The organism is Pseudomonas sp. LJDD11 (genome assembly GCF_024584215.1).
In the GTDB taxonomy this organism is placed as follows: domain Bacteria; phylum Pseudomonadota; class Gammaproteobacteria; order Pseudomonadales; family Pseudomonadaceae; genus Aquipseudomonas.
On sequence record NZ_JANJFL010000006.1, the window covers coordinates 177,810 to 198,902 of the forward strand.

21 protein-coding genes are annotated in these 21,093 nt (G+C 54.9%); 11 read left to right on the forward strand and 10 right to left on the reverse strand.

What is annotated here, in order from left to right; genetic code table 11:
• Window positions 1-103 precede the first annotated feature (103 nt).
• The 5 genes from NRB16_RS10145 to NRB16_RS10165 all read right to left on the reverse strand — a co-directional run bounded on the left by NRB16_RS10145 (window position 104) and on the right by NRB16_RS10165 (window position 3,685).
• Window positions 104-424 (reverse strand): hypothetical protein, encoded by a 321-nt coding sequence (locus tag NRB16_RS10145; RefSeq protein ID WP_257106072.1) that lies wholly within the window; start codon window positions 422-424, stop codon window positions 104-106.
• A gap of 2 nt (window positions 425-426) precedes the next feature.
• Window positions 427-1,992: a P-type conjugative transfer protein TrbL gene (gene trbL / locus NRB16_RS10150; protein ID WP_257106073.1), complete on the reverse strand. Its 1,566-nt coding sequence runs from the start codon at window positions 1,990-1,992 to the stop codon at window positions 427-429.
• A gap of 193 nt (window positions 1,993-2,185) precedes the next feature.
• Window positions 2,186-2,983 (reverse strand): P-type conjugative transfer protein TrbJ, encoded by a 798-nt coding sequence (gene trbJ, locus NRB16_RS10155; protein WP_257106074.1) that lies wholly within the window; start codon window positions 2,981-2,983, stop codon window positions 2,186-2,188.
• A gap of 265 nt (window positions 2,984-3,248) precedes the next feature.
• A complete protein-coding gene (locus tag NRB16_RS10160) occupies window positions 3,249-3,473 on the reverse strand; it encodes a hypothetical protein (protein ID WP_257106075.1) in 225 nt (74 codons plus the stop codon).
• Window positions 3,474-3,475: 2 nt separating this feature from the next.
• Entirely contained in the window at window positions 3,476-3,685 is a 210-nt protein-coding gene (locus NRB16_RS10165) for a TraC family protein (protein WP_257106076.1), read from the reverse strand.
• A gap of 469 nt (window positions 3,686-4,154) precedes the next feature.
• On the opposite strand from NRB16_RS10165, the gene NRB16_RS10170 reads away from it, so the two are divergent.
• From NRB16_RS10170 to NRB16_RS10210, 9 genes are all read left to right on the forward strand, one after another.
• Entirely contained in the window at window positions 4,155-4,526 is a 372-nt protein-coding gene (locus NRB16_RS10170; RefSeq protein ID WP_257106077.1) for a CopG family transcriptional regulator, read from the forward strand.
• A 116-nt stretch (window positions 4,527-4,642) separates the two neighbouring features.
• Complete coding sequence (locus NRB16_RS10175) at window positions 4,643-6,160, forward strand: site-specific DNA-methyltransferase (RefSeq protein ID WP_257106078.1); 1,518 nt, start codon at window positions 4,643-4,645, stop codon at window positions 6,158-6,160.
• Between the two features lie 3 nt (window positions 6,161-6,163).
• Entirely contained in the window at window positions 6,164-8,803 is a 2,640-nt protein-coding gene (locus tag NRB16_RS10180; protein WP_257106079.1) for a DEAD/DEAH box helicase, read from the forward strand.
• Between the two features lie 48 nt (window positions 8,804-8,851).
• Window positions 8,852-9,697, forward strand: a complete 846-nt coding sequence (locus tag NRB16_RS10185; protein WP_257106080.1) for an HNH endonuclease — start codon at window positions 8,852-8,854, stop codon at window positions 9,695-9,697.
• Entirely contained in the window at window positions 9,694-9,891 is a 198-nt protein-coding gene (locus NRB16_RS10190) for a hypothetical protein (RefSeq protein ID WP_257106117.1), read from the forward strand. Before NRB16_RS10185 ends, NRB16_RS10190 begins: the two co-directional genes overlap by 4 nt.
• 24 nt (window positions 9,892-9,915) lie before the next feature.
• Entirely contained in the window at window positions 9,916-11,211 is a 1,296-nt protein-coding gene (locus NRB16_RS10195) for an AAA family ATPase (protein ID WP_257106082.1), read from the forward strand.
• Window positions 11,208-11,954 carry a retron system putative HNH endonuclease gene (locus NRB16_RS10200; protein ID WP_257106083.1) on the forward strand — a complete coding sequence of 249 codons (747 nt, stop codon included), beginning with the start codon at window positions 11,208-11,210 and terminating at the stop codon, window positions 11,952-11,954. Before NRB16_RS10195 ends, NRB16_RS10200 begins: the two co-directional genes overlap by 4 nt.
• Window positions 11,955-12,207: 253 nt before the next feature.
• Window positions 12,208-13,245 carry an SIR2 family protein gene (locus NRB16_RS10205; RefSeq protein WP_257106084.1) on the forward strand — a complete coding sequence of 346 codons (1,038 nt, stop codon included), beginning with the start codon at window positions 12,208-12,210 and terminating at the stop codon, window positions 13,243-13,245.
• Window positions 13,242-14,990: an ATP-binding protein gene (locus NRB16_RS10210; protein ID WP_257106085.1), complete on the forward strand. Its 1,749-nt coding sequence runs from the start codon at window positions 13,242-13,244 to the stop codon at window positions 14,988-14,990. Before NRB16_RS10205 ends, NRB16_RS10210 begins: the two co-directional genes overlap by 4 nt.
• A 461-nt stretch (window positions 14,991-15,451) precedes the next feature.
• On the opposite strand, the gene NRB16_RS10215 is transcribed toward NRB16_RS10210, so the two are convergent.
• The gene (locus tag NRB16_RS10215) at window positions 15,452-15,907 is read right to left on the reverse strand and encodes a hypothetical protein (RefSeq protein WP_045482523.1); all 456 of its coding nucleotides are present in this window, start codon (window positions 15,905-15,907) and stop codon (window positions 15,452-15,454) included.
• Between the two features lie 124 nt (window positions 15,908-16,031).
• Window positions 16,032-16,598: a GNAT family N-acetyltransferase gene (locus NRB16_RS10220; RefSeq protein ID WP_231906349.1), complete on the reverse strand. Its 567-nt coding sequence runs from the start codon at window positions 16,596-16,598 to the stop codon at window positions 16,032-16,034.
• A 217-nt stretch (window positions 16,599-16,815) separates the two neighbouring features.
• Here NRB16_RS10220 and NRB16_RS10225 point away from each other — a divergent pair, with 217 nt between their 5' ends.
• On the forward strand, window positions 16,816-18,189 hold the full coding sequence (locus NRB16_RS10225) for a multicopper oxidase family protein (RefSeq protein WP_257106086.1): 1,374 nt from the start codon (window positions 16,816-16,818) through the stop codon (window positions 18,187-18,189).
• On the forward strand, window positions 18,189-18,683 hold the full coding sequence (gene tadA / locus NRB16_RS10230) for a tRNA adenosine(34) deaminase TadA (RefSeq protein WP_045482518.1): 495 nt from the start codon (window positions 18,189-18,191) through the stop codon (window positions 18,681-18,683). Before NRB16_RS10225 ends, tadA begins: the two co-directional genes overlap by 1 nt.
• A 64-nt stretch (window positions 18,684-18,747) precedes the next feature.
• Here the strand turns inward: tadA and cmoB are convergent, their stop codons facing one another.
• From cmoB to NRB16_RS10245, 3 genes are all read right to left on the reverse strand, one after another.
• Window positions 18,748-19,707 carry a tRNA 5-methoxyuridine(34)/uridine 5-oxyacetic acid(34) synthase CmoB gene (gene cmoB, locus NRB16_RS10235; protein WP_257106087.1) on the reverse strand — a complete coding sequence of 320 codons (960 nt, stop codon included), beginning with the start codon at window positions 19,705-19,707 and terminating at the stop codon, window positions 18,748-18,750.
• Window positions 19,704-20,447 (reverse strand): carboxy-S-adenosyl-L-methionine synthase CmoA, encoded by a 744-nt coding sequence (gene cmoA / locus NRB16_RS10240; protein ID WP_253116921.1) that lies wholly within the window; start codon window positions 20,445-20,447, stop codon window positions 19,704-19,706. Before cmoA ends, cmoB begins: the two co-directional genes overlap by 4 nt.
• A gap of 95 nt (window positions 20,448-20,542) precedes the next feature.
• Window positions 20,543-20,938, reverse strand: coding sequence for a protease inhibitor I42 family protein (locus NRB16_RS10245; protein WP_045482512.1), 396 nt, complete (start codon window positions 20,936-20,938; stop codon window positions 20,543-20,545).
• Between the last annotated feature and the right edge of the window lie 155 nt (window positions 20,939-21,093).

Sequence of the window (21,093 nt, forward strand, 5' to 3'; positions counted from 1 at the left end):
GGTAGGGGGCTTTCCTAAAGGGTGAGCTGAGACAAGTCCGTGCGACTACTTAGATTTGGTGTCTCCGGAAAACAAACCCCCACTGTGGCGGGGGATTGTAGGGTCAGCGGTTGCCGGGAGAGTCGAGCCTTTGGGCTTCCTGCGCCGCTCGGATCGCCATCAGAATTTGCTGGGCTTGAGCTGCATTGCTCTTGCTACCAAGCAGAGGGAGGCGATTCAGGTATTGCACTCCGGAAAACATATGAAAGGAAGCCGAAAGGGCCAGCGGGCTAACTCGAAGCTGCAACGCGGTACATTGTCGATCCAGTCTATCGAGCAATGGCCCGTAGCCTTTGCTTCGTAGCCAGCGGCCGAACGCCCACATGGCAATGGCCAAGGTGGAGGCGAGTACGACGAATACAGCGAACATCAGAATGCTATTCATGGTTATTTCTCCGGCTGGTCATTGCTTGAGGTTATGCTCGAAACGTCGGTGCGACCGGAATTCGAGCTGGTGTTCGTATCTGGTCGAATGACATTGGATTCCATACCTGGGGCTTCCGCAGCCGGCGCTGCGGATTTGAGCGAACTGGAGTCACCGTGAGCTGGCTGTGGAAGACCAGCGCCAAGCGACGCTAAGTGTGCATTCTCCATGCCCGGGACTGTCATCAAGGCGATTACGCCAAGCGCTTTTGCACCACCATTGGCCGCTTGGGACAGTGCGTTGCCGGAACTAACAGCTCCCCTTTTCGGTGTTGCTTTCTGATCATTGTCATCGCCGCTCTGCGTGGCCTTCCCGGCCTGCTTAGCGGCCTGCTGGGTGCCGCTGCTGGGGGTAGCCGATTGGGTAGCTGCGCCACCGCCAGTTTTCACGCCTGCGGAGCTGGCCGTCTTGGCAACTGCACCGCCGCCAGTGTTGGCCCCGACGCCAATTGGGGTACCGCCACCTACAGACGGAGCGGCACCACCGGCGGAGCTTGCACCGGCAAAGCTGGAGTTGATCGCCCCTGCGAGACCGCCCCCGGCACCCGCCGCACCACTGCCGCCAGCGCCCCGGAGCGCGCCGGCAGCAGCAGGAGGGGCCGCCCCGGCCGTGGCGATAGTGGCGATTCCCGCCGCTGCACCGGCAGCACCGGCGCCCGCCATACCACCGATGGCTGATCCGCCACCCATCGACGTGCCGCTAATCATGCCGCCGATCAGGTCGGGAATGGTCTTTGTCAGATAGCAGCACACCAAAGCCAGACCAACCATCGTCATCAACGACGCTTCGTCATTGGTGTAGGCGGCCAACCACTGCTTCGCCGACTGAACGATCAGGCCGACGATCAGCGTTAAGACGAACAGCTTGGCTCCGATTGCGACGGTGAAACGCATTGGGGCGATTGCAAAATCACGCGTCCATTGTGACCCGCCAAAGCCAAAGAACAGCACCGAAGCATTGATGATGACGTAAGACTCTACGAGCGTTACGAACATGAATGCAGCGATGAAGGCGAAACACGCCAATACAAGGATTGCGCATACTGCGATCAGAAGTCCTTTGGCCGGAGAAAACACTGATATGCCCTTCACCATGGTGCGGCCAAAAACCAGCGCAACTGCCAGCATATCGCCGGGTTCCAGCGCACGCCCGAGGCCGCTAGCGGATGCCGCTGCATCGCGGAAACTATCGACAATGGCAGATGACCACTCCACCGAGTACTTCATAACGGCAAGGAAGAAACCGACCACCAGGACGAAGCGCAGCAGCTCGGCGACAATCTCGCCGAAGTCGGCTTGCTTCATGACCAGAGGCATGAACGTCCAGATGAACTGAATCGAGGCCAACAGCCAGAATAATCTGATCGCGTAGTCATACAGCTTTCCTGACCACTGGTGCGACTGCTGTAAAACGAGGTCGAGTAGGCCCTGCACCGATGTGTCAGCATGGGAAAGGTCGGAGGCTGCCATAGCATTTCCGCTCACGAATGCACTCGCTAAGGCGAGGAACAACAGTAGGCGAATATCCATAGCTAGTACCCCTTAACGCCGCCGCGAGTGTTCGGGCGCGCTTCAAACGAGGCATCAGCGTCATGCTGTTGCCGTTGGTGCTCAATCACAGAGGTACATTCGCAGTCGGTCTGAACCGCCACGGTGATCATCGAACCGATTAGTGCAGAGCCGGAGCAGATCAACGCGATGAGCCATTTCGAAATAGCCATTCTCAGTACCCCTTCACGCCGCCGCGTGTGTTTTTGCGCGCTTCAAACTGTTGTTCGGTAGCTTCGCTGGCTGCTGCCCTGTCGCCCTGCTGAGCCAGATAGTTGCCCTGCATGTTGATTTGCGTAGCCACAAGATCGCGCAACTTTTGCAATTGCTGTACGTTCTGTGAGGCAATTTCGTTGCCCGCCTGAAGTGCCTGCATCCGGCCGACGGCCGACTGTGAACGGGTCATCATGCGGTCAAGCTGCTCGCCCTCAGTCTCAAAGGTGCTGGTATTGAGGTTCGCCGCTTCCAGCGCAGCTTTCACGTTATCGCGGCCTTGCTCAGACCACGCCTGATAGCGGTCTTGTGCCGGTGACCCAGCCGAGTTGGCAGCTTGATTCAGGTACGAATTGAAACCGGGGAAAGCCCTGTTGAACTGCGAATCCATGTTCTGGATTTGGCGGCCCAACGCTTGCGAGCGGTCGTAGATGTTCATCACGTTTTTAAGATCAGCCGCGATACTGCCGAACATCGAATCAGGCAAGCCCGTGCCCTGCGTGATCATGCTTTGATACTGCTGCACCTGGGTTTGCAGTTGCTCGGCGGTGTTCAGAGCCGTGTTAACCGCCTCAGCATACTCAAACATTTGCTGATAGAACGTGGAGCAATTTGTGCAGTAGATGGCGTAAGCAGTGGCAGGTGCAACGTATAAGGTCCCGCCAACTAAGCTGGTTCCGGCCATAGCAATGCTCAAAGCCGCATGACGCCAGGCTTTGCGTACACGGGACGACGCTTTTAAGAGTAATTCCCTTTCCATGCCGAATACCTCATTTCTAACCTTGGTGGCTCGATTATTTACCGATATTGACCAGTTTAAAATATGCCGATAACTATGCTATCCGCATAAAGTTCTCGTGGTCTGTTCGTAAAATGTCCGGTATCTGGGTGAGAAATAATAACTATTGGTCTGATTTATAAGGCGTTAATTGTGAGGAGGGGAGGGGTTAGGTTTGTCCGGTTTTATACGTTTTACGGACACAAAAAAGTCCACCGGAGTGGACTTTTTAACGAGAGCGGCAGAGTCAATGTGCTGAATAATATGGATTCTGTGTTCGGTAGGGCGCACGCTCCGCCTTAGGTATGCGCAGCGCGTCGAGATGCCAGTCTTCGAGGGATAAAGCCAGCTCAGCCGCGATACGCTGGGCTTCCGTAACATTTTCCGTAGCCCGGTTACCGGCCCGACCGAGGCAGGCTTGCAATTCGTCAAGTCGACTGGCAAATGCGCTGATGCGGTGAGCTGTCTTCATGGTCAATTCCCCTTGGTGATCTTTTCCACTATTCGGTCGAATTCTTCCCGGACTTGATCGTCCGTAAGCTTCAGGTTAACCAATCCTGACTTTATTGCAATTCTGCCGATTCTCTCAGCGGCCTCATTGTCGAGTTTCGCCAGTCGTGCTTTAGCGGTTCCCAGTTCGGAAATAGCCTCAGAACGGCGCTCGGCGAGAGTTTTGCGTGCCATTGATTGCTCCGATATATCTGATGATTTTCTTCGGTAAAAGTGCGTACGCCTATGGATGCTCTCATTCGAGATGCGTAATTTTCAAGGCGTAGGCTTTGCAAATTAGCCGTGCTCACCACCAAATAGCCTGTTTTGGTGCTCGACGTTAAAAAATTCCAATGATCTAGTTCACTATGACGGTTTTATGCGATTCTGCGCGACTCTATGCGATTGAAATCAGTTATTAGTGCGAGGCTATGCGAATGTATGCGAATGTATGCGATTAGATGAAATACAGATGGCATCTCTGCTCCAGTTGCATAGAATCGCATAGGAATAGACGGCAAGATGTGTGTTGTACGGGTACGGGCAAGCCCGTCCCCATCCAACACCGCCCCTTATTCGCCTTCGGCTCAACGGCATCTTGCTCTGCGAGGCCCCAGCCGCTGCCGCGTCTAAGAGCTGAAAAGCAACAACAGGAGCACAAGCCATGACAGAGGGCACCAAAAGAAAGGCCCCACCTCGAAGACGCGGAAAGCCGATAGAGGTGTGGGTGACTGACGAGGAAAAGGCGACCATCACCGAGCGCGCCGAAGAAGCGGGCATGTCTCGGTCAGGCTACCTTCGGGCGCTTGGGCTGAATACGCCGATTCGGTCGGTTGTTGACCTCACTGCCGTGGCCGATCTGGCAAAGATTAATGGCGATCTGGGGCGAGTGGCCGGGCTGCTCAAATTGTGGCTTGTTGAGAAACCAGGTTTTGGAGCCAGTGCTGGCACGGTCGAAGCAATGACGACTGAGTTTCGTGAGCTACAAGCTGGAGTCCGTATAAAAATGGGCATGATTGTTAAAGCGAACGGGTAGCCTGAAAGGACTCCTGGCTGCTAGAGCTGCGTCATTTCTACATAACAATGGGATGGATGCTTAGGGGGTGGGAGGGTAAAGTACCCGGTTTGAAAGCCGTCCCTTGGAACCCGTCAATGCCGCTTCTTTCTTGGTTCAACCGTGACGCTGACCTCACGCGGGCCGCTCTCGCTCCGTATCGCCTGCTGGTGCCCAATGCGGACCTTTCGCATGGCGAGGCTGATTCACCCAATATGCTCATTCAGGGCGATAACCTTGACGCCTTGAAAGCGCTGCTACCTTACTACGCAGGGCAGGTGAAATGCGTCTTCATCGATCCGCCCTACAACACGAAATCCGCTTTCGAGCAGTATGACGACAACCTCGAGCATTCTCAGTGGCTGTCGATGATGTATCCGCGCTTGGAGCTAATCCGTGAGCTGCTGGCCCCGGATGGCTCTCTCTGGGTCACGTTGGACGACAACGAAGCGCACTATTTCAAAGTGATTTGCGACGAGATCTTCGGCAGGCCGAACTTTATAGCCTCAGTCATCTGGCAGAAAATCTATTCCCCGAAAAACTCAGCTCGTCATTTCTCAGTCGATCACGACTACGTTTTTGTTTACGCCAAGAACGCTGAGAAATGGGTGCCAAACCCGATGCCTCGGACTGAAAAACAGGACAAGGCTTATCGGAATCCTGACAACGACCCGAGAGGGCCGTGGAAGGCGGGAGACCTCTCAGCACGTAACTACTACGGTGCTGGTGTATACCCCATCACTACGCCTTCGGGTCGAGTCATTTCCGGCCCTCCTAACGGCATGTATTGGCGTGTGTCTGAGGACAAGCTTCGCCAATTGGATGAAGACAATCGAATCTGGTGGGGCAAGGATGGCGGTAACGTGCCAGCCATCAAACGCTTCCTGTCCGAAGTGAAGCAGGGCCGTGTGCCTCAGACCTTTTGGCCTTACGAAGAAGTGGGCCATACGCAGGATGCGAAGAAAGAAGTGGTTGCGCTGTTCGGTGATGAGAACTTCGCCACTCCTAAGCCGGAAGCGTTGATGAAGCGCATTCTTGAGGTGGCGACCAATCCCGGCGATCTCGTTTTGGATAGCTTCCTTGGATCGGGAACGACCATAGCCGTAGCCCACAAGATGGGACGGCAATGGATAGGGATCGAAGTGGGTGCTCATGCCGAAAGCCATTGCCAGCCTCGACTTGCGAGAGTGGTTGACGGTGAGCAGGGTGGCGTATCAAAGGTCTTGAATTGGGCCGGAGGTGCCGGGTTCAGGTATTACACGCTTGGCGTCCCTGTATTCGATGAGTCGGGGCATATACGTGAAGGTATTTCTTTCGAGCAGCTTGCGGCTCACGTCTGGTTTGCTGAAACGGGCACAGCCAGGTCTGCAAGCGCTGATAAGTCGCCATTGCTGGGTATCCACCAAGGCACCGCTTACTACCTGTTTTTCAACGGAATTCTTGGCGATTTGACCAACAGTGGTGGGAACGTGTTAACGAAACGGATTTTCAGGGCATTGCCTGAGTTTGATGGACCGAAGGTGGTTTATGGCGAAGCCTGTGCTTTGGCTCCCGAGCTGTTGCAGGAGCTGAAAATTACCTTCCGCCAAACACCTTACGACATTAAGGCGCGTTGAGAAATGGCTCATACACTCAAGCTCTACCAAAGCCGTGCGTTGGGCAGCTTAGAAAAATACCTCGATGCTTCTCGGCTGGATGGCCCTGAGAAGGCGTTTGAGGACAACGTAGATGTTGGCTTGCTCAACGAATACAAGAAAATGCCGGGCCTGCCTTTGGTTCCTTACGTGTGTCTGCGTATCCCAACGGGCGGCGGTAAGACGATTCTTGGCGCACACATCATCCGTATTTGCGGTGCTTCATACCTTGAGCGCCAATTTCCATTGGTCATGTGGATGGTGCCCACCACTCAGATCAAAACGCAGACTCTCGAAGCCTTCCAGAATCCTCGCCATCCCTACCGGCAGGAGCTGGATGATGCGTTCAATGGTCAGGTAGCGGTTTTCGACGTTGCTGATTTTGCGCAGATCCGCCCGGCTGACCTCGTAACAAAGGTCTGTGTAGTGATTTCGACTGTTGCTGCGCTTCGTGTAGACAAGGAAGAGGGCCGAAAGGTCTACGAGCATCATGAGGATCTTGAGGCACATTTCAGCGGTGTGTCGAAGGAGCTGGACTATCTTGAAAAAGGTAAGGGTGGCAAAGCCGTTGCATCGTTCGCCAACCTCCTGAAGCTTCATGGCCCACTGGTGATTATGGATGAAGCCCACAACGCTACCACACCATTGTCGTATACGGTGTATGAGCGCCTTGGGCCAAAGGCTGTTGTGGAGCTGACTGCCACGCCTGACATTTCCAGCTCGAACGTGCTGGTGAGCGTATCTGCCTTCGAGCTGAAGGCCGAGAACATGATCAAATTTCCGGTCGTGCTGAAAGAGCACAATGGGGAATGGCAGGTCGCCGTCAGCAGTGCTGTGGCAAGGCGGAGATCGCTAGCGAAGACGGCATTGGGTGAGCCTGAATACATCCGGCCTATTTTGCTGATTCAAGCAGAGAATGCGAAGAGCGAAGCCACTGTTGAGGAAGTGAAAAGGCATCTCATAAACACCGACAATGTTGAAGAGAAGGCTATCGCTATCGCCACTGGCACGCAGCGGGAGATTGATGGTGTAGACCTTTTTGCAAAGGACTGCCCTATTGAGGTCATCATCACCAAGCAAGCGCTAAAAGAGGGCTGGGACTGCTCATTCGCATACGTCTTTTGTTCCGTCGCTCAGGTGAAATCCGACAAAGATATTCAGCAATTGCTCGGTCGTGTGTTGCGCATGCCCTATGCCGTTCCAAGGCGGCAGGAAGCGATGAGCAAAGCGTATGCTCACGTAACCACAGACAGCTTTGGACGAGCTGCCGGTGAGCTTACCCAATCGCTCATCAACATCGGCTTCAACCCGATGGAGGCCGCCGCAGCGATACGGAAGGAGAAGACCCCAGAGTTAGACCTTCAAGGTGGCTCGACTGGAATGCCGGATTTGCCGGTGATTAAGTTGACCCTGCCAAAGGCGCCTGATTTTTCCAAAATCCCTGAGCGAGATCAGCAGCGTGTTCAGTTCGTGCTGAACGCTGACGGCCTTGGCGGCACCGTAGAGGTCAAGGATGAGGTCGATCAACTCACGATTGATGCGATTGTTTCTACAGTGTCCGGTAAGGCTGCAAAAGAAGCTGTCGCTGCTCAGGTCGAACGTCACCAGCAGGCAACCATTTCAGCCAAAGCCCCCAGCGAGCGGAACATGGTTTTCCAAGTCCCGCGCCTGTGTGTGATGGAGCAAGGTGAGCTTGAGCTTGTAGACCGTGGGGCTGTGTCGGCCACCTTTAGCTGGGATTTGTTATCTGCGCCGCCAGACCTATCGTCGTTCAAATTCGACGAGGCCAGCATGACGTTCGAGGTTTATCTCGACGACAAAACCGTTCAGTTCCAGAACGTCAAGGACGATGTGAACACCTATCTGCCGGGCTTTGCTCAGGATCGCACTGCTTCCGACCTGATTGGGTGGCTTGATCAGGAAATTCGTGAGCCTTCCATCAAGCAGCCCGTGCTTCGTGAGTGGTTGCGCCGTGCTGTCACCAGTTTGCTGGAGGATCGTGGCTTCTCGCTTTCCCAGCTCTTGAAAGGTCAGTTCATCCTGCGCCGAAAACTCGGAGAACAGCTCCTGCTAGTTAAGAAACAGGCTTACGACTCTGGCTTTCAGCAAGCGCTGTTCAGTGCTGACGCTGATCTGGTCACGTCCGATGGACCCGGCTGTGCCTTCACCTACCCGCAGGATATGGCACTTTACCCGGCCACCTCGTATTACCAAGGCTCCTATCGCTTTAAAAAGCACTACTACCCATTCCCTGGTGTGCTGCCTTGGAAAACACCAAAAGGCGTAATCAGTGAAGAGTTTGAATGCGCGCAGGCCATCGATTTGCTTGACGACGTGGATTTTTGGGTTCGTAACCTCGTCCACTCCACCCAGTTCTGGATGCCTACTTCGACTCAGCGGACCTACCCTGACTTCGTGGTTAAGCTCAAGGACGGCAGGCTGCTCGTTGTGGAATACAAGGGCGGCGACCGTGTGAGCAACGACGATAGCAAAGAGAAGCGCCTGATCGGTGAGCTGTGGGCCAAAAAATCAGCGGGGAAAGGACTGTATCTGATGGCTCAAAAGAAGGACGAGCAAGGCCGTGGTGTTCGTGAGCAGTTGCTTTCGGTCATTGGGATGTCTTGATTTTGACGCCCTGCCACTGAGCCGGGCTTTTCATTGTGAGGAGCAGTGATGGAGCTGGTGATAAACGAGGAGCAGGTAGCAGAGAACCTTGCTGAGCTTGAGCGTGCGAGAGTGTCAGCAGATGGGGATAGGAAGATCTACCAAGACCTCATCAGAAAAGGTACATGTTATCTGCCATACCTTACAGATGCCGGTATTGCGTTCGCCCCATCTCGGTTCATCGGCTACATTGGCAACAAGATTCAGATCCACTGCTTGAACAAAGAGAAACACGGAGGCGAGACCAACCTCGCACTGAACAAAATATATGGCTCGTATCCCGTTCAGAACGAGAGCCTACAGCTCGCTTTCGAGAGCTTCTGTGTTTCTATTGGTGTAGCCCCCAGCAGGAAGGGTAGCTTTGGCGTCACCCGAAAGTATTGGGCGACGGACGATATAGCAGAGGTCATCGCTAAGGGCCAAGAACAGCTAGTGCTGAGTGATGCAATGCTTACTGAGACCCAGAAAACTCAGATCATTCTTGCTCGGGTAGGGCAGGGCGCTTTTCGCAAGAAACTCATCAAGCATTGGGGTGAGTGCTCGGCTACTGGTTGCTCACAGATTGACGTTTTGAAAGCCTCACACATCAAACCGTGGAGTCAGGCGAGCAACACTGAACGGCTGGATGTTTACAACGGTCTTCTGTTGAGTCCGAGCCTTGATGCACTGTTCGACAAGGGTTATGTCTCCTTTGACGACGAGGGAAAAATCTTGATTTCGCCTTACGTATCGGACAGGGATCGCCAGATTTTGAACTGCTCACCGGAGCTGAGCGTCTCGTTGTCAACTCAACACCTTAAATACCTAGCTTGGCATAGAGAGCATTTGTACTGGGGAGAGGAAATTGAATTTTGACCGATCTGACATCAAAACGAGACAAGCATGCTGTGACGGACAGGACGCACGACCAGGTAATGGCAGAGTTGCTGCGCGCTGACCCGGTCTATGCGCGAGCGCTTTTCGGCGAAGTTTTGCGCGGCGGGGATAGTGAGGAGTTAGCTATCTTGGTGCGGCAAATTCAGCTGTCGGATATTAGAGTGGGGCTTTGAGTCCGAGGCGAAAAAGGAAATACTATGAAAATTAAGAAAATTCGTTGTGAAAATTTTCGCCGTTTTACTGACTTTTCAATTGAATTTGATGAGCACTTGACTGTACTTGTTGCTCGAAATGGCTCTGGTAAAAGCTCTATTCTCGATGCTTTGGCAATCTCAATGGGAGCTTTTTTAACCCGTATCCCTGGAGTCGCAGGGATATCGCAAAAAGATACCGACTTCAAGGTTTTGGAAACTGGTGCCAAGCCGCCTTACAGTAGAGTAACATGCGAAACAATTGATGGGGTAGGTTGGGATAGGACTGAACGTCGAGATAAAACGAACAAAACGTCGAAGCAGATTCCTCCGGCGCTAGGTATAAAGGCAATCAATGATTATGCGGACGCGTTGGTCGACGGATTTAATGAAAGCAGTGGCGTAATATTGCCGGTCCTGGCTTACTACGGGACGGGTCGTGGTGTTTTTGCGCTTCCCGAGAGGAAGAGAGGTTTCAAGAAAGAGTTCGCTAGGTTTGATGCATATAGCGAGTCGTTGGAGAGCAAGACTAATTTTAAGCGTTTTATTGAGTATTTTTATAATCTTGAGAGTTTAGAGCTATCAAGGCAGCGTGAGTTAAAGTCTTTCGATTATAAGTCTCCTGAGCTTAGCTGCATTCGGAGTGCTATACAGCAGTTTATGCCTGAATTTTCCAATCCCCGCATGGCACATCCTGCGGGGATAATGTTGGATTGGGCAAGAGCTGATGGTGTGTACCCTCTAAGAATTGAACAGTTAAGTGACGGGTATCGTATCGCGTTGGTTATGGTCATGGATATTGCTGCCAGAATGGCAGAGGCAAATCCTGATCTGAAGGATCCTCTCGTTTCTACAGGTCTTGTGATGATAGATGAGGTGGAGCTTCATCTACATCCAGGTTGGCAACAGACTATTCTTCCTGACCTTCGGAGGGTCTTTCCAAATATTCAATTTATAGTGTCATCTCACAGTCCTCACGTAATTTCAACAGTACGCCCTGACCAATTGAGAGTAATTGATTGGGAAGGGGCGGACGCGTGCCTGGTGCCCGTAGCCTTCTCTGAAGGCGCTGATAATGGTTATGTGCTTGATAAAATTCTTGGGGTCAATACTCGGCCTGATCGTTTAGAAATTGTTCAAAAACTAAAGCAGTACCAGCAGCTTGTTGAGTCCGGTAACTGGAAAGCGAAAGATGCGCTTGTGCTGAAGGAAGAGTTAGATGCGTGGGGCAAGGGTTTTGATCCAGAGATTGAGCGCCTTGAAATGGATGTTGCAATTCAAGAGTTGGATTCGAAAAATTGAAGAATATAAACAAACAGGGTGAACCTGATTTTGTAGTGGTTTTTAACGATGCTAACCCGTACGATGGAGTAAGTCATCGGCAGCATTGGGATAAGTTTAGGGCTGAGTCCGAGTACCAGGCTGAAGTTGTTGATCGGCTTTTGGTAGATCAGCATTATCTATGTGCATATTGTGAGATAGATATTTATCGGCGCGATGGGGTTGGCGGAATTCAGGATATTGGGGTGGAGCACTTTCATCCGAAAAGCTCTTTTGCAAATAATATTCCATGGGTGACTAAGTGGGATAACTTGTTCGCTGTGTGTCTGGGTGGTTCAAATGGTGCGGTTCACGAGCCAGAGGTAAGGTACGGTGCTCCTGATCTTACATGTGATAAAAAGAAGGACAATAAAATACTTGATGGCTTAATCTTGTTTCCGCCGGATATACCGCTGGCGCCATGCTTGTTTACAGCAAGTAGGACCACTGGTCAGTTAGGTGTAAACGAAGCTGCATGTGCGGAATCAGGTGTTGCGGTTGAAGTGGTAGGTAGGACAATTGTCGAATTAAATCTAAATTCAGATAGATTGAAGAAGGCTCGAGTTGATACCCTAAAAATAATATCTGATGCTTTAATTGCTCAGGTAAAAGTCGGAAAGAGCGCCAGCGAAGCGCGGCAGATTGTAGCTCAGGCGCGTTTGACTCCAGAAGGTGGAAGGCATTTTAGATTTTTTACCGCTGCTAGAGCGTACCTAGGCATGTGAATTTTCCCTTCGATATATTATGGCGTATACAAAGCTTTCGCCTTATCGATATCTCCACCTGCCTCGTTATGACCGCCATTCAAAGGCAGATAATGAGATATAGATGCCACGGAGAGACGGTGGTCGCTGCCCTCTTCCGTCCTGAAGCTTCACGGTGAGCGGGCGCTATGCGCTGAGCAAATTGCGAGCTGTTGAACGGCGTGGCGCCGTGCTACCTTCTCGAGGGCTGGCATGATGACATTGGTGGGGGCACATGGAAATAAGTGCGTTAAAGAAGCAGCTTCAGAAACAATTTGGCGACGGTCTCGTCTTGGTCGTTGGTTCTGGATTGTCATGCGCAGAGGGAGTGCCCGGGATGGGGTTGCTAGGCCAGCATTTGGTCACACACATCCCAGCGAGCCTTTCCCCTGAGGACAACCAACTCTGGGAGCAGATCCATCCCCTCATTGCAACTGATGGGCTGGAAGCAGCTTTGCTCAAGCATGCTCCAACACCCTCGTTGGAGGCCGCCATCGTGCAGAGCACCGGTGATTTCATCGCTAAGTCGGAGGAGGGGATCATTTCTGAGGTATTCAGTAATGCAAAAACTCTTCGTCTAACGCGACTTATTCCCCACCTGCTGAAGCCGGACACGGGGATACCAATCGTGACAACAAACTATGACCGTCTCGTTGAGCTTGCCTGCGAGGAAGCTGGGCTAGGTGTCGATACAATGTTCTCCGGCCATTTTGCCGCGCGGCTAGATCCGCAGGATAGCTACTGGAGCTTCTGCCGTAGCGTCAAGCTAGTCGGTAAAAATGTGCGGTACAAATTCGCATCCAAGGTAAACGTCTTCAAACCGCACGGTAGCCTTGACTGGTATCACCGTAAGGGTAACCCGGTACGTTACGCAGGAACACTACCGCTTCCTCGGCTCATCATTACGCCAGGGCTAAACAAATTCAGGAGCGGCTACGACAGCCCGTTCGATAAGCATCGTGAAAAAGCCAACGATGCTATCGACAAAGCCCGTTATTTTCTCATCCTCGGTTACGGTTTCAATGATGATCACTTAGAGACGCATCTGACCCCTCGGATCAAGTCAGGTGTGAGGACCGTAATTTTGACCTACTGGCTTTCTCCTAAAGCGCGAGAGTTGGCCATTGGGCATAAGAACGTGATTGCGGCAGAATTTCACCAAGAAGGTGACACTATCGGCACCCGTTTCATCATCGACGGCGCCGAGAAATTTTATCCCAATATAGATTATTGGGACCTTGACGGATTCGTGAAAGGAGTTCTATCCGCATGACTGGTGCAGCGCTCGACTTTACAGATAATGAACAAATTGGACGTGTTGCTGGTGTCGACACCAGTCGCGTTGCGATTGACGTTACTAACTCCGAAATGCTGACCCGCGTTGGTATAGGGCAGCTGATTGCGATTAGGGGGGTTACGCAGTCTGAGTTCCTTATCGCAATGGCTGATCGGGTTACCCGCTCACTCCGTGAGGAACTCCCCGACCCCGCGGATGGTGAGTTCGGAACGTTGACCGTCTCGCCTTCTGACCATATGCAGGCTTTTGTAATTGGCACCTATCGAACGGTTGATGGAGAAAAATCTGACACCTTCAAGCGAGGGGCTGATAGCTTTCCTCAGATTGACCGGGAATGCTTCGTCATCGAAGCAGCAAATCTGCAAAGGTTTATGGGCATCTTGGGTGCCGGCCTCTCGGAGAACGAGCGTCTAAAGCTTGGCACATTTGTCGCCGACCGGAGCGCTGAGGCTATAGCAAGCGGCGACAAATTTTTTCAGAGGCATGCTGCAATTCTCGGGAGTACCGGGTCGGGGAAGAGCTGGGCAGTTGCGCTTATTCTTGAACGGGCAGCCAAACTCAAGTTTCCCAATATTGTGGTTTTTGACATGCACGGTGAATACCAACCACTTGCGGCTAAAAGCAAAGGGGGATTCGCGCAGCGGTTTCGGATAGCTGGACCGGGAGATCTTGCGGCGCCAAAGGATGATGCGTTATTTCTTCCGTACTGGCTGTTGAACCGCGACGAAATGCTGTCGATGGTCTTAGACCGGAGCGATCAGAACGCACCCAACCAAGCCTCACGATTTACCCGCCATGTCCGTGAGCTCAAGGGTAACATGCTTGATGATTCGGGTAAGGCCAAAGTTAAAGAGACCTTCACAGTCGATTCGCCGATCCCATATGCCATATCGGACTTAGTCGATCGTTTAAAGTTCGACAATACGGCGAAAGGGGTCGGTGCTAAGGGCGCGGCTATTAAGGGCGAATGGGAAGATAAACTGACGCGTTTCATCTCCCGGCTTGAGGCTAAGCTTGACGACCGGCGATATGGCTTTATGTTTTCGCCACCACCAGAATCGTTGGATTACGGATGGCTTGCAAGGCAGATCGTGAAACTGCTTCGCGCGGACTCAAATAATGGCATTAAGATCATTGATTTCTCTGAAGTGCCAGCTGATGTACTTCCTGTGGTTACCGGAACACTTGCCCGACTGCTTTACGACGTTCAGTTTTGGATGACCGCCGATGCCCGCACTCCAATCACGTTGCTTTGCGATGAGGCGCATCTTTACCTACCGGTGAAGGATGACGCTGATGCCGTTCAGCGACAGGCGCTGTGGTCATTTGAGCGTATTGCAAAAGAAGGACGAAAATACGGCTTCTCGTTACTGGTGGTGAGTCAGAGGCCATCAGATGTCAGCCGGACCATTCTTTCGCAGTGCAATAATTTCCTAGCTCTCAGGCTGACGAACGAAAGCGATCAGAATGTTATCAAGAAGCTTATGCCAGATTCTCTTGTTGGTCTGACGGCTATGCTTCCGCTGCTCGACACAGGCGAAGCCCTCCTGCTGGGTGATGCTGTGCTTCTTCCGACGCGGATCAAACTGGATCAACCTCAAATGAAACCTGATAGCGCAACACGAGATTTCTGGAGGGAATGGGGTACGCTCATGCCCGACGAAAAGCTACTTGAGGGAGCTGTAGAGTCTTTGCGCAGCCAGTCGCGGGTAGGTGGCTAGTTTTCCCCTAGCTCCATTCACAGGATGTCGATGGTCATTGGAGTATGGTTTTTTTCATGGTATTGGTCTGCTCACATGACTTGCATGCCCCTATTTCATTGGCGAAAATCAGCCCATTGTTAATAGAGTGGGAATGATCCCGCGTCCGGCACTGCCGGGCACGATCTAGCAAGAAATGCCCTGAAGCCCGCGTAATTGCGGGCTTTTGGCGTTCTAGGTTTGGCAGGTTTAGGCACCGTTCTGCATCAACAGGCACCGTAGCTAAATGGCAGGGTGCGGGGCCTTCCGACAGGCATTGGCCAACCGCGAACAGTGATCCCAATAAATCTATCCGTTTTCAAAGGACGATCTTTAGGCCTCGGGCTATGGATTCTGGCAAAAGCCCCGGGCGTGCTTGGTAGGGTATTCAAGGCAAAGCCCGGCACGATATTAATGGCCGAAATGATCCCTGAACACGGAGCCTAGCGTATCTTGTACAGCACAGCAGCCCCTGGCTTGGCTTCGAAGGCGGGCACAGTGCGTTGCTCAAGTGGGGTACCCTTGGCATCCCAAACCAGAGTGTCTGATGGGTACTCGTCCTTGCGGGTCATGCCGTCGATCTGCTTGACGATCACCTCCGAACTGGCAGGTACTTCCGGGTTCCAGCCGAAGACCCCAACTCTGCCGTAGAACACTGCCGGTGCGTCGGTATCGAGGCGTCGGTCGGGACACATGACCAGGCCGCGATCCAGCATGACCCGCAATGCGCCGACGGGCACCGCCTTCACTGTCGGCGTGGTGCGTTCGCTGCTGTGGCCTGGGCAGATATTGGCCGAGCGAGTGACCATATCCTCGACCACTTGACGATCAGACTGGGCCTGCGCCGAAACGGCAACGGCAGACAGGGCGAGTACGACAAGACTTGACTTCCTGAGCACGCGAAACCTCCTATGGAAAAAATACCTCAACGTTGCGGGCTACTCCCATGTAAGAAAAGGCCGTGCCTGGGAGCACAGTGAAGACCAGCACAACACTCAGTCGGTTCCACTGGCTGGTTGACGATCAGGCGCTTGTTCCTTCGCACCAGCCCTGTGCGAGCAACCCATACAGCGCCGAGTCGGACACCACCCCGTTGATTTCCCAGCGCTGGCGGAGCAGTCCCTCACGAACAAAGCCCAGCTTCTCCAGCGCTTTGGCCGAACCTGCATTTTCCGGGTCGATCTCTGCTTCGATACGGCGCAGTCCCAAGGTCGTGAAGCTGTAATCAATGAGTGCGCGACCGGCCTCGGTAATGTAACCCTTGCCCCAATACTCGTGACCCAGACCAAAGCCGATCTCGGCACGCCTGGACTGCTGGCTGTAACTGAACAGCAGGCATTTGCCCAGCAGTTGGCCGGTGTCCTTGAGGTAGATCCCCAGCGTCAGAGATTGCTGGTCACGCATGTCGGCTTCACTCTGGTTAATGAAGTCGATGGCATCGTTCAGAGAGGTCCAGGGCGGGGTGTTCCAGTACTTCATCACCTGCGTGTTGGAGAAGATCGCCAGCAGCGCGTGGGCATCGCCCGGCTTGAGCGGTTGTAGCGTGAGCCGTTCGGTTTCGATCAGGGTGTTCAGTGCATGGGGTATCAACTGTATCCCTCCGGTTGCTGATCCAGAAGCGAGCAGGATCGCAGATGATGCTACTAAAAGAGTGCTGACTCACATCACGAAACAGATTCTTTGCTGTGTTTGTCCGGGGCGGTGCAAGGTCCGAACTTACACATTCCCATTCGCACGTGTATCGTATTGACCCCTTCGCATCTGCCCGCAGATGCCTGTCGCAGTCGTTTTCAAGGTGTCCGTTGTCATGTCCTTTACCCGTCGTCAAATTCTCGGAGGTATCGCCGGTCTTGCTGTGGTCGGTATGGGCGCCGGCGGGGCTGCGCGTTACTGGCTGGCCCAGCGTGGGCCGGGAGAAGGGCATGACTTTGAGCTGATCGCGGCGCCCTTGGATGTCGAGCTGGTGCCGGGCCACAAAACCCCGGCCTGGGCGTTTGGCGGTTCGGTGCCGGGCACCGAGTTGCGGGTTCGCCAGGGCGAGTGGCTGCGTTTGCGTTTCATCAACCAGCTGTCAGTGGAAACCACCATTCACTGGCACGGCATCCGGGTGCCGCTGGAGATGGACGGGGTGCCCTATGTGTCGCAACTGCCGGTCAAACCGGGCGAATACTTCGACTACAAGTTCCGGGTGCTGGATGCCGGCAGCTTCTGGTATCACCCGCATGTCAGCAGCAGCGAAGAGTTGGGCCGCGGTCTGGTCGGGCCATTGATCGTCGAAGAGCGTGAGCCGACCGGGTTTGCCCATGAGCGCACGCTGAGCCTGAAGAACTGGCATGTGGACGAGACCGGTGCATTTACTGAGTTCAGCGTGCTGCGTGAAGCTGCGCGCGAAGGCACTGCCGGGCGGCTTTCGACCATCAATGGCACTCATCTGGGGGTGATTGACCTGCCGGCCGGGCAGATCACTCGTGTGCGGTTGCTCAACCTCGATAACACCGTGACTTACCGCATCAACCTGCCGGATGCCGAGGCGCGGATTTATGCCATTGATGGCAACCCGGTAGCGCCACGGCCGTTGGGCAAGGAATACTGGCTGGGGCCGGGTATGCGTCTGTGTCTGGCGATCAAGGCGCCGCCGGCTGACGAGGAACTGTCGTTGCGCAATGGTCCGGTGCGCCTGGGCACGCTGCGTTCTGTGGCGGCTGAAGGGGCGCCGGGGGACTGGCCGCCTGCGTTGCCGGCCAATCCTTTGCCGGAGCCAGACCTGGACAATGCCGAGACCATCAATTTCAACTTCGAGTGGGCCGGAGCGGTGTCTACTGGCACCGATGATGGCAAGCCGCCGAGCCTGTGGCAGATCAACGGCCAGGCCTGGGACATCACCGACAAGACCTGCGCCGACCGGCCGATTGCCAAATTGCAGTTGGGCAAAAGCTATATCTTCGAGCTGAAGAACATGGCCCAGTATCAGCACCCGATTCACTTGCACGGCATGAGTTTCAAGGTGCTCAAATCCGACCGGCGCCAGATCATCCCGTATTTCACTGACACCTTTCTGCTGGGCCGCAACGAGCGCGCCTGGGTGGCGCTGGTGGCGGATAATCCGGGGGTGTGGATGTTCCACTGCCATGTGATCGATCACATGGAAACTGGCCTGATGGCCGCCATCGAGGTGTCGTGATGCGTCAGCCACTGATCATCGACCGTAGCCGCGATCAGGATTTCATGCGTGAGGCGCTTGAACTGGCAGCCCAGGGCGCGGCCTTGGGAGAAGTACCGGTGGGCGCGGTGGTGGTGGTCGATGGTCAGGTGGTGGGCCGTGGCTACAATTGCCCGATCAGCGGCAATGACCCCAGCGCCCACGCCGAGATGGTCGCCATCCGCGATGCAGCCCAGGCGCTGAGCAATTACCGGCTACCGGGCAGCACGCTGTATGTAACCCTGGAACCGTGCAGCATGTGCGCCGGCTTGATCGTGCATTCGCGCATCGCCCGGGTGGTGTATGGCGCGCTGGAGCCCAAGGCCGGGGTGGTGCAGAGCCAAGGGCAGTTCTTTACCCAAGGGTTTCTCAACCACCGGGTGCTGTATGAAGGCGGCGTGCTGGGCGAGGCATGCGGGACGATGCTCAGCGAGTTTTTCCGCATGCGCCGGGCAGCGAGCAAGGCGCAAGGGTAAGAGCGGCCGGCCGCTAAAGCTTCGCCGCTAAAGCGGCTCCTACAAGACCCCGTGTTTGTCGCGCTCAGGGCTTGCGGCCAATAATCACTGCACGCATCGGTGCCGGCAGGCCCTCGACGGTGCGGCTGTGATCGTCGGGGTCAAGGAAATGCTCCAGTGACTGGTAGCGCATCCAGTCGGTGCTGCGCTGCTCCTGAACACTGGTGGTACTCACATCCACACAGCGCACCTCGGTGAAGCCGGCACGGCGCATCCACAGCTCCAGGGCCGGGACCGACGGCAGGAACCAGACGTTGCGCATCTGCGCATAACGGTCTTCCGGCACCAGCACTTGCTGTACATCGCCAGGCACTACCAGGGTTTCCAGCACCAGTTCACCGCCTTTGAGCAGGCAGTCTTTGAGCGCCAGCAGGTGGTCGATGGGCGATTTGCGGTGATACAGCACGCCCATGGAAAACACCGTGTCGAAGCCTTCGAGCTTCTCTGGAAGGTCTTCCAGCGCGAACGGCAAGTGCCAGGCCGGCAGCTGCGGCATGTAGCGTTGCATGGCCTGGAACTGGCAGAAGAACAGCCAGTTCGGATCGACACCGATCACGCTGTCGGCACCGGCGCCGAGCATGCGCCACTGGTAATAGCCGTTGCCGCAACCGACATCCAGCACACGCTTGCCGTTGAGGTCCAGATGCGGCGCGACGCGGGTCCATTTCCAGTCCGAGCGCCATTCGGTGTCGACATGCACACCGAACACATCGAACGGACCTTTGCGCCATGGCGACAGGCCCATCAGGGCGGCGTGCAACTGAGCGCGTGTGGCCGCGTCGAGTTCGGCCTGCAGGCTGAACGTATCGAGCAGTTCAACCCGGCCGGGCTGCACGGGCGGCAACGCATCCAGCGCACTGCGCCAGCGCGCCAGGTCGCCATGGCCTTTTTCCAGTTTGGCATCAAGTTGAGCTTGCAGGCCATTGGCCCAGTTGGCCAAGGGCGTGCCCGCCAGGCGGCGGACCAGTGGAGCGAGATCGATCATGGCAGGGCAATCAATGAGGCGAAGTTAATGCACTGAAACCACGGCACGACTTTGGAAAACCCGGCTTCGCGCAGGCGCTGGCGGTGTTCTTCAAGGCTGTCGGGTTTCATCACGTGTTCGATGGCGCTGCGCTTCTGGGCAATTTCCAGGTCGCTGTAGCCGTTGGCGCGTTTGAAGTCGATGTGCAGTTCGGTGAGCAGGGCGTGCTCGTCGGCATCGGCAAAGCGCAGTTTTTCCGAGAGGATCAGCGCGCCGCCGGGCACCAGGGTCTGGCGGATACGGCTGAGCAGTTCCAGACGTTGCGCGGGGGCAATGAACTGCAGGGTGAAGTTCAGCGCCACTACCGAGGCCGGCTGCCAGGGCAGTTCGAGGATATCGGCCTCGCGAACCTCCACCGGCAGCAGTTCCTGGAACATCGAGTCTTGCGCCTTTAGGTATTCGCGGCACCGCTCGACCATGGCCGAGGAATTGTCCACGGCGATCACCTGGCAGCCGTCCTGACGCACATGGCGACGCAGCGCCTGGGTCACTGCACCCAGCGAGCAGCCGAGGTCGTAAAGCACGGTATCGGCTTTGGCGAAGTGGGCAGCGAGTACGCCGAGATTCTCGACAATGGCCGGGTAACCCGGCACCGAGCGCTTGATCATGTCCGGGAACACCCGCACCACGTCTTCATTGAAGGCGAAGTCAGGCACCTGGGACAGGGGCTGGGAGAAGAGGCGATCAGGTTCCTGGGTCACGGCGGTTCCGGCGCAAGCTAAGCAAGGGCGCGCATTTTAGCCAGTTTGTTGCGCCGATGCATGGCCCTCTACCTGTTAGCGGACAGGACGCCGGGTCAATGAACCCTGATTACGCACTCGAAGCGTTCCTGCGGCGCGCTGTCGGCATCCCAGGCTTGCTGATAGGTCAGTGACAGGTTGCCGGTGCCGGCACTGTCGGCCTTGAAGCGCCACACCGATTGACCGCCGTTGCCAACGACCAGCTCTTTGCTCTGGTCAGCGTTGTACACCTCCGGGCCCAGGCTGCGCAGCACTCCGGGGGCAGCATCGCGGACCTGCCAGCGGTAGCCGGTGGTAGGGTTGCTGGGCAGGGACAGGATCAGGGTCTGGCCAGTGCTGAGGGTCAGCGGGCAGTCATCGGCATCGTCCAGCGAGACGACATTGGCAGGCTTTTGCGCACAGGCCGCAAGCAGGGCAAGGCTCAGGGGCACGAGCAGGCGGGCAGGGGTCATGGAGAGATCCTTTCGGCAAGACAGATCAGTAGGCGCGACCTTGGTCGCGAAAGGGCCTATGAAACCACAACATGTGTTGCAGGTGTCCAGACCGCTTTCGCGATCCGCTTTAGCCGCGCAGCCTTCGCGGATAAATCCGCTCCTACAGAATGAGG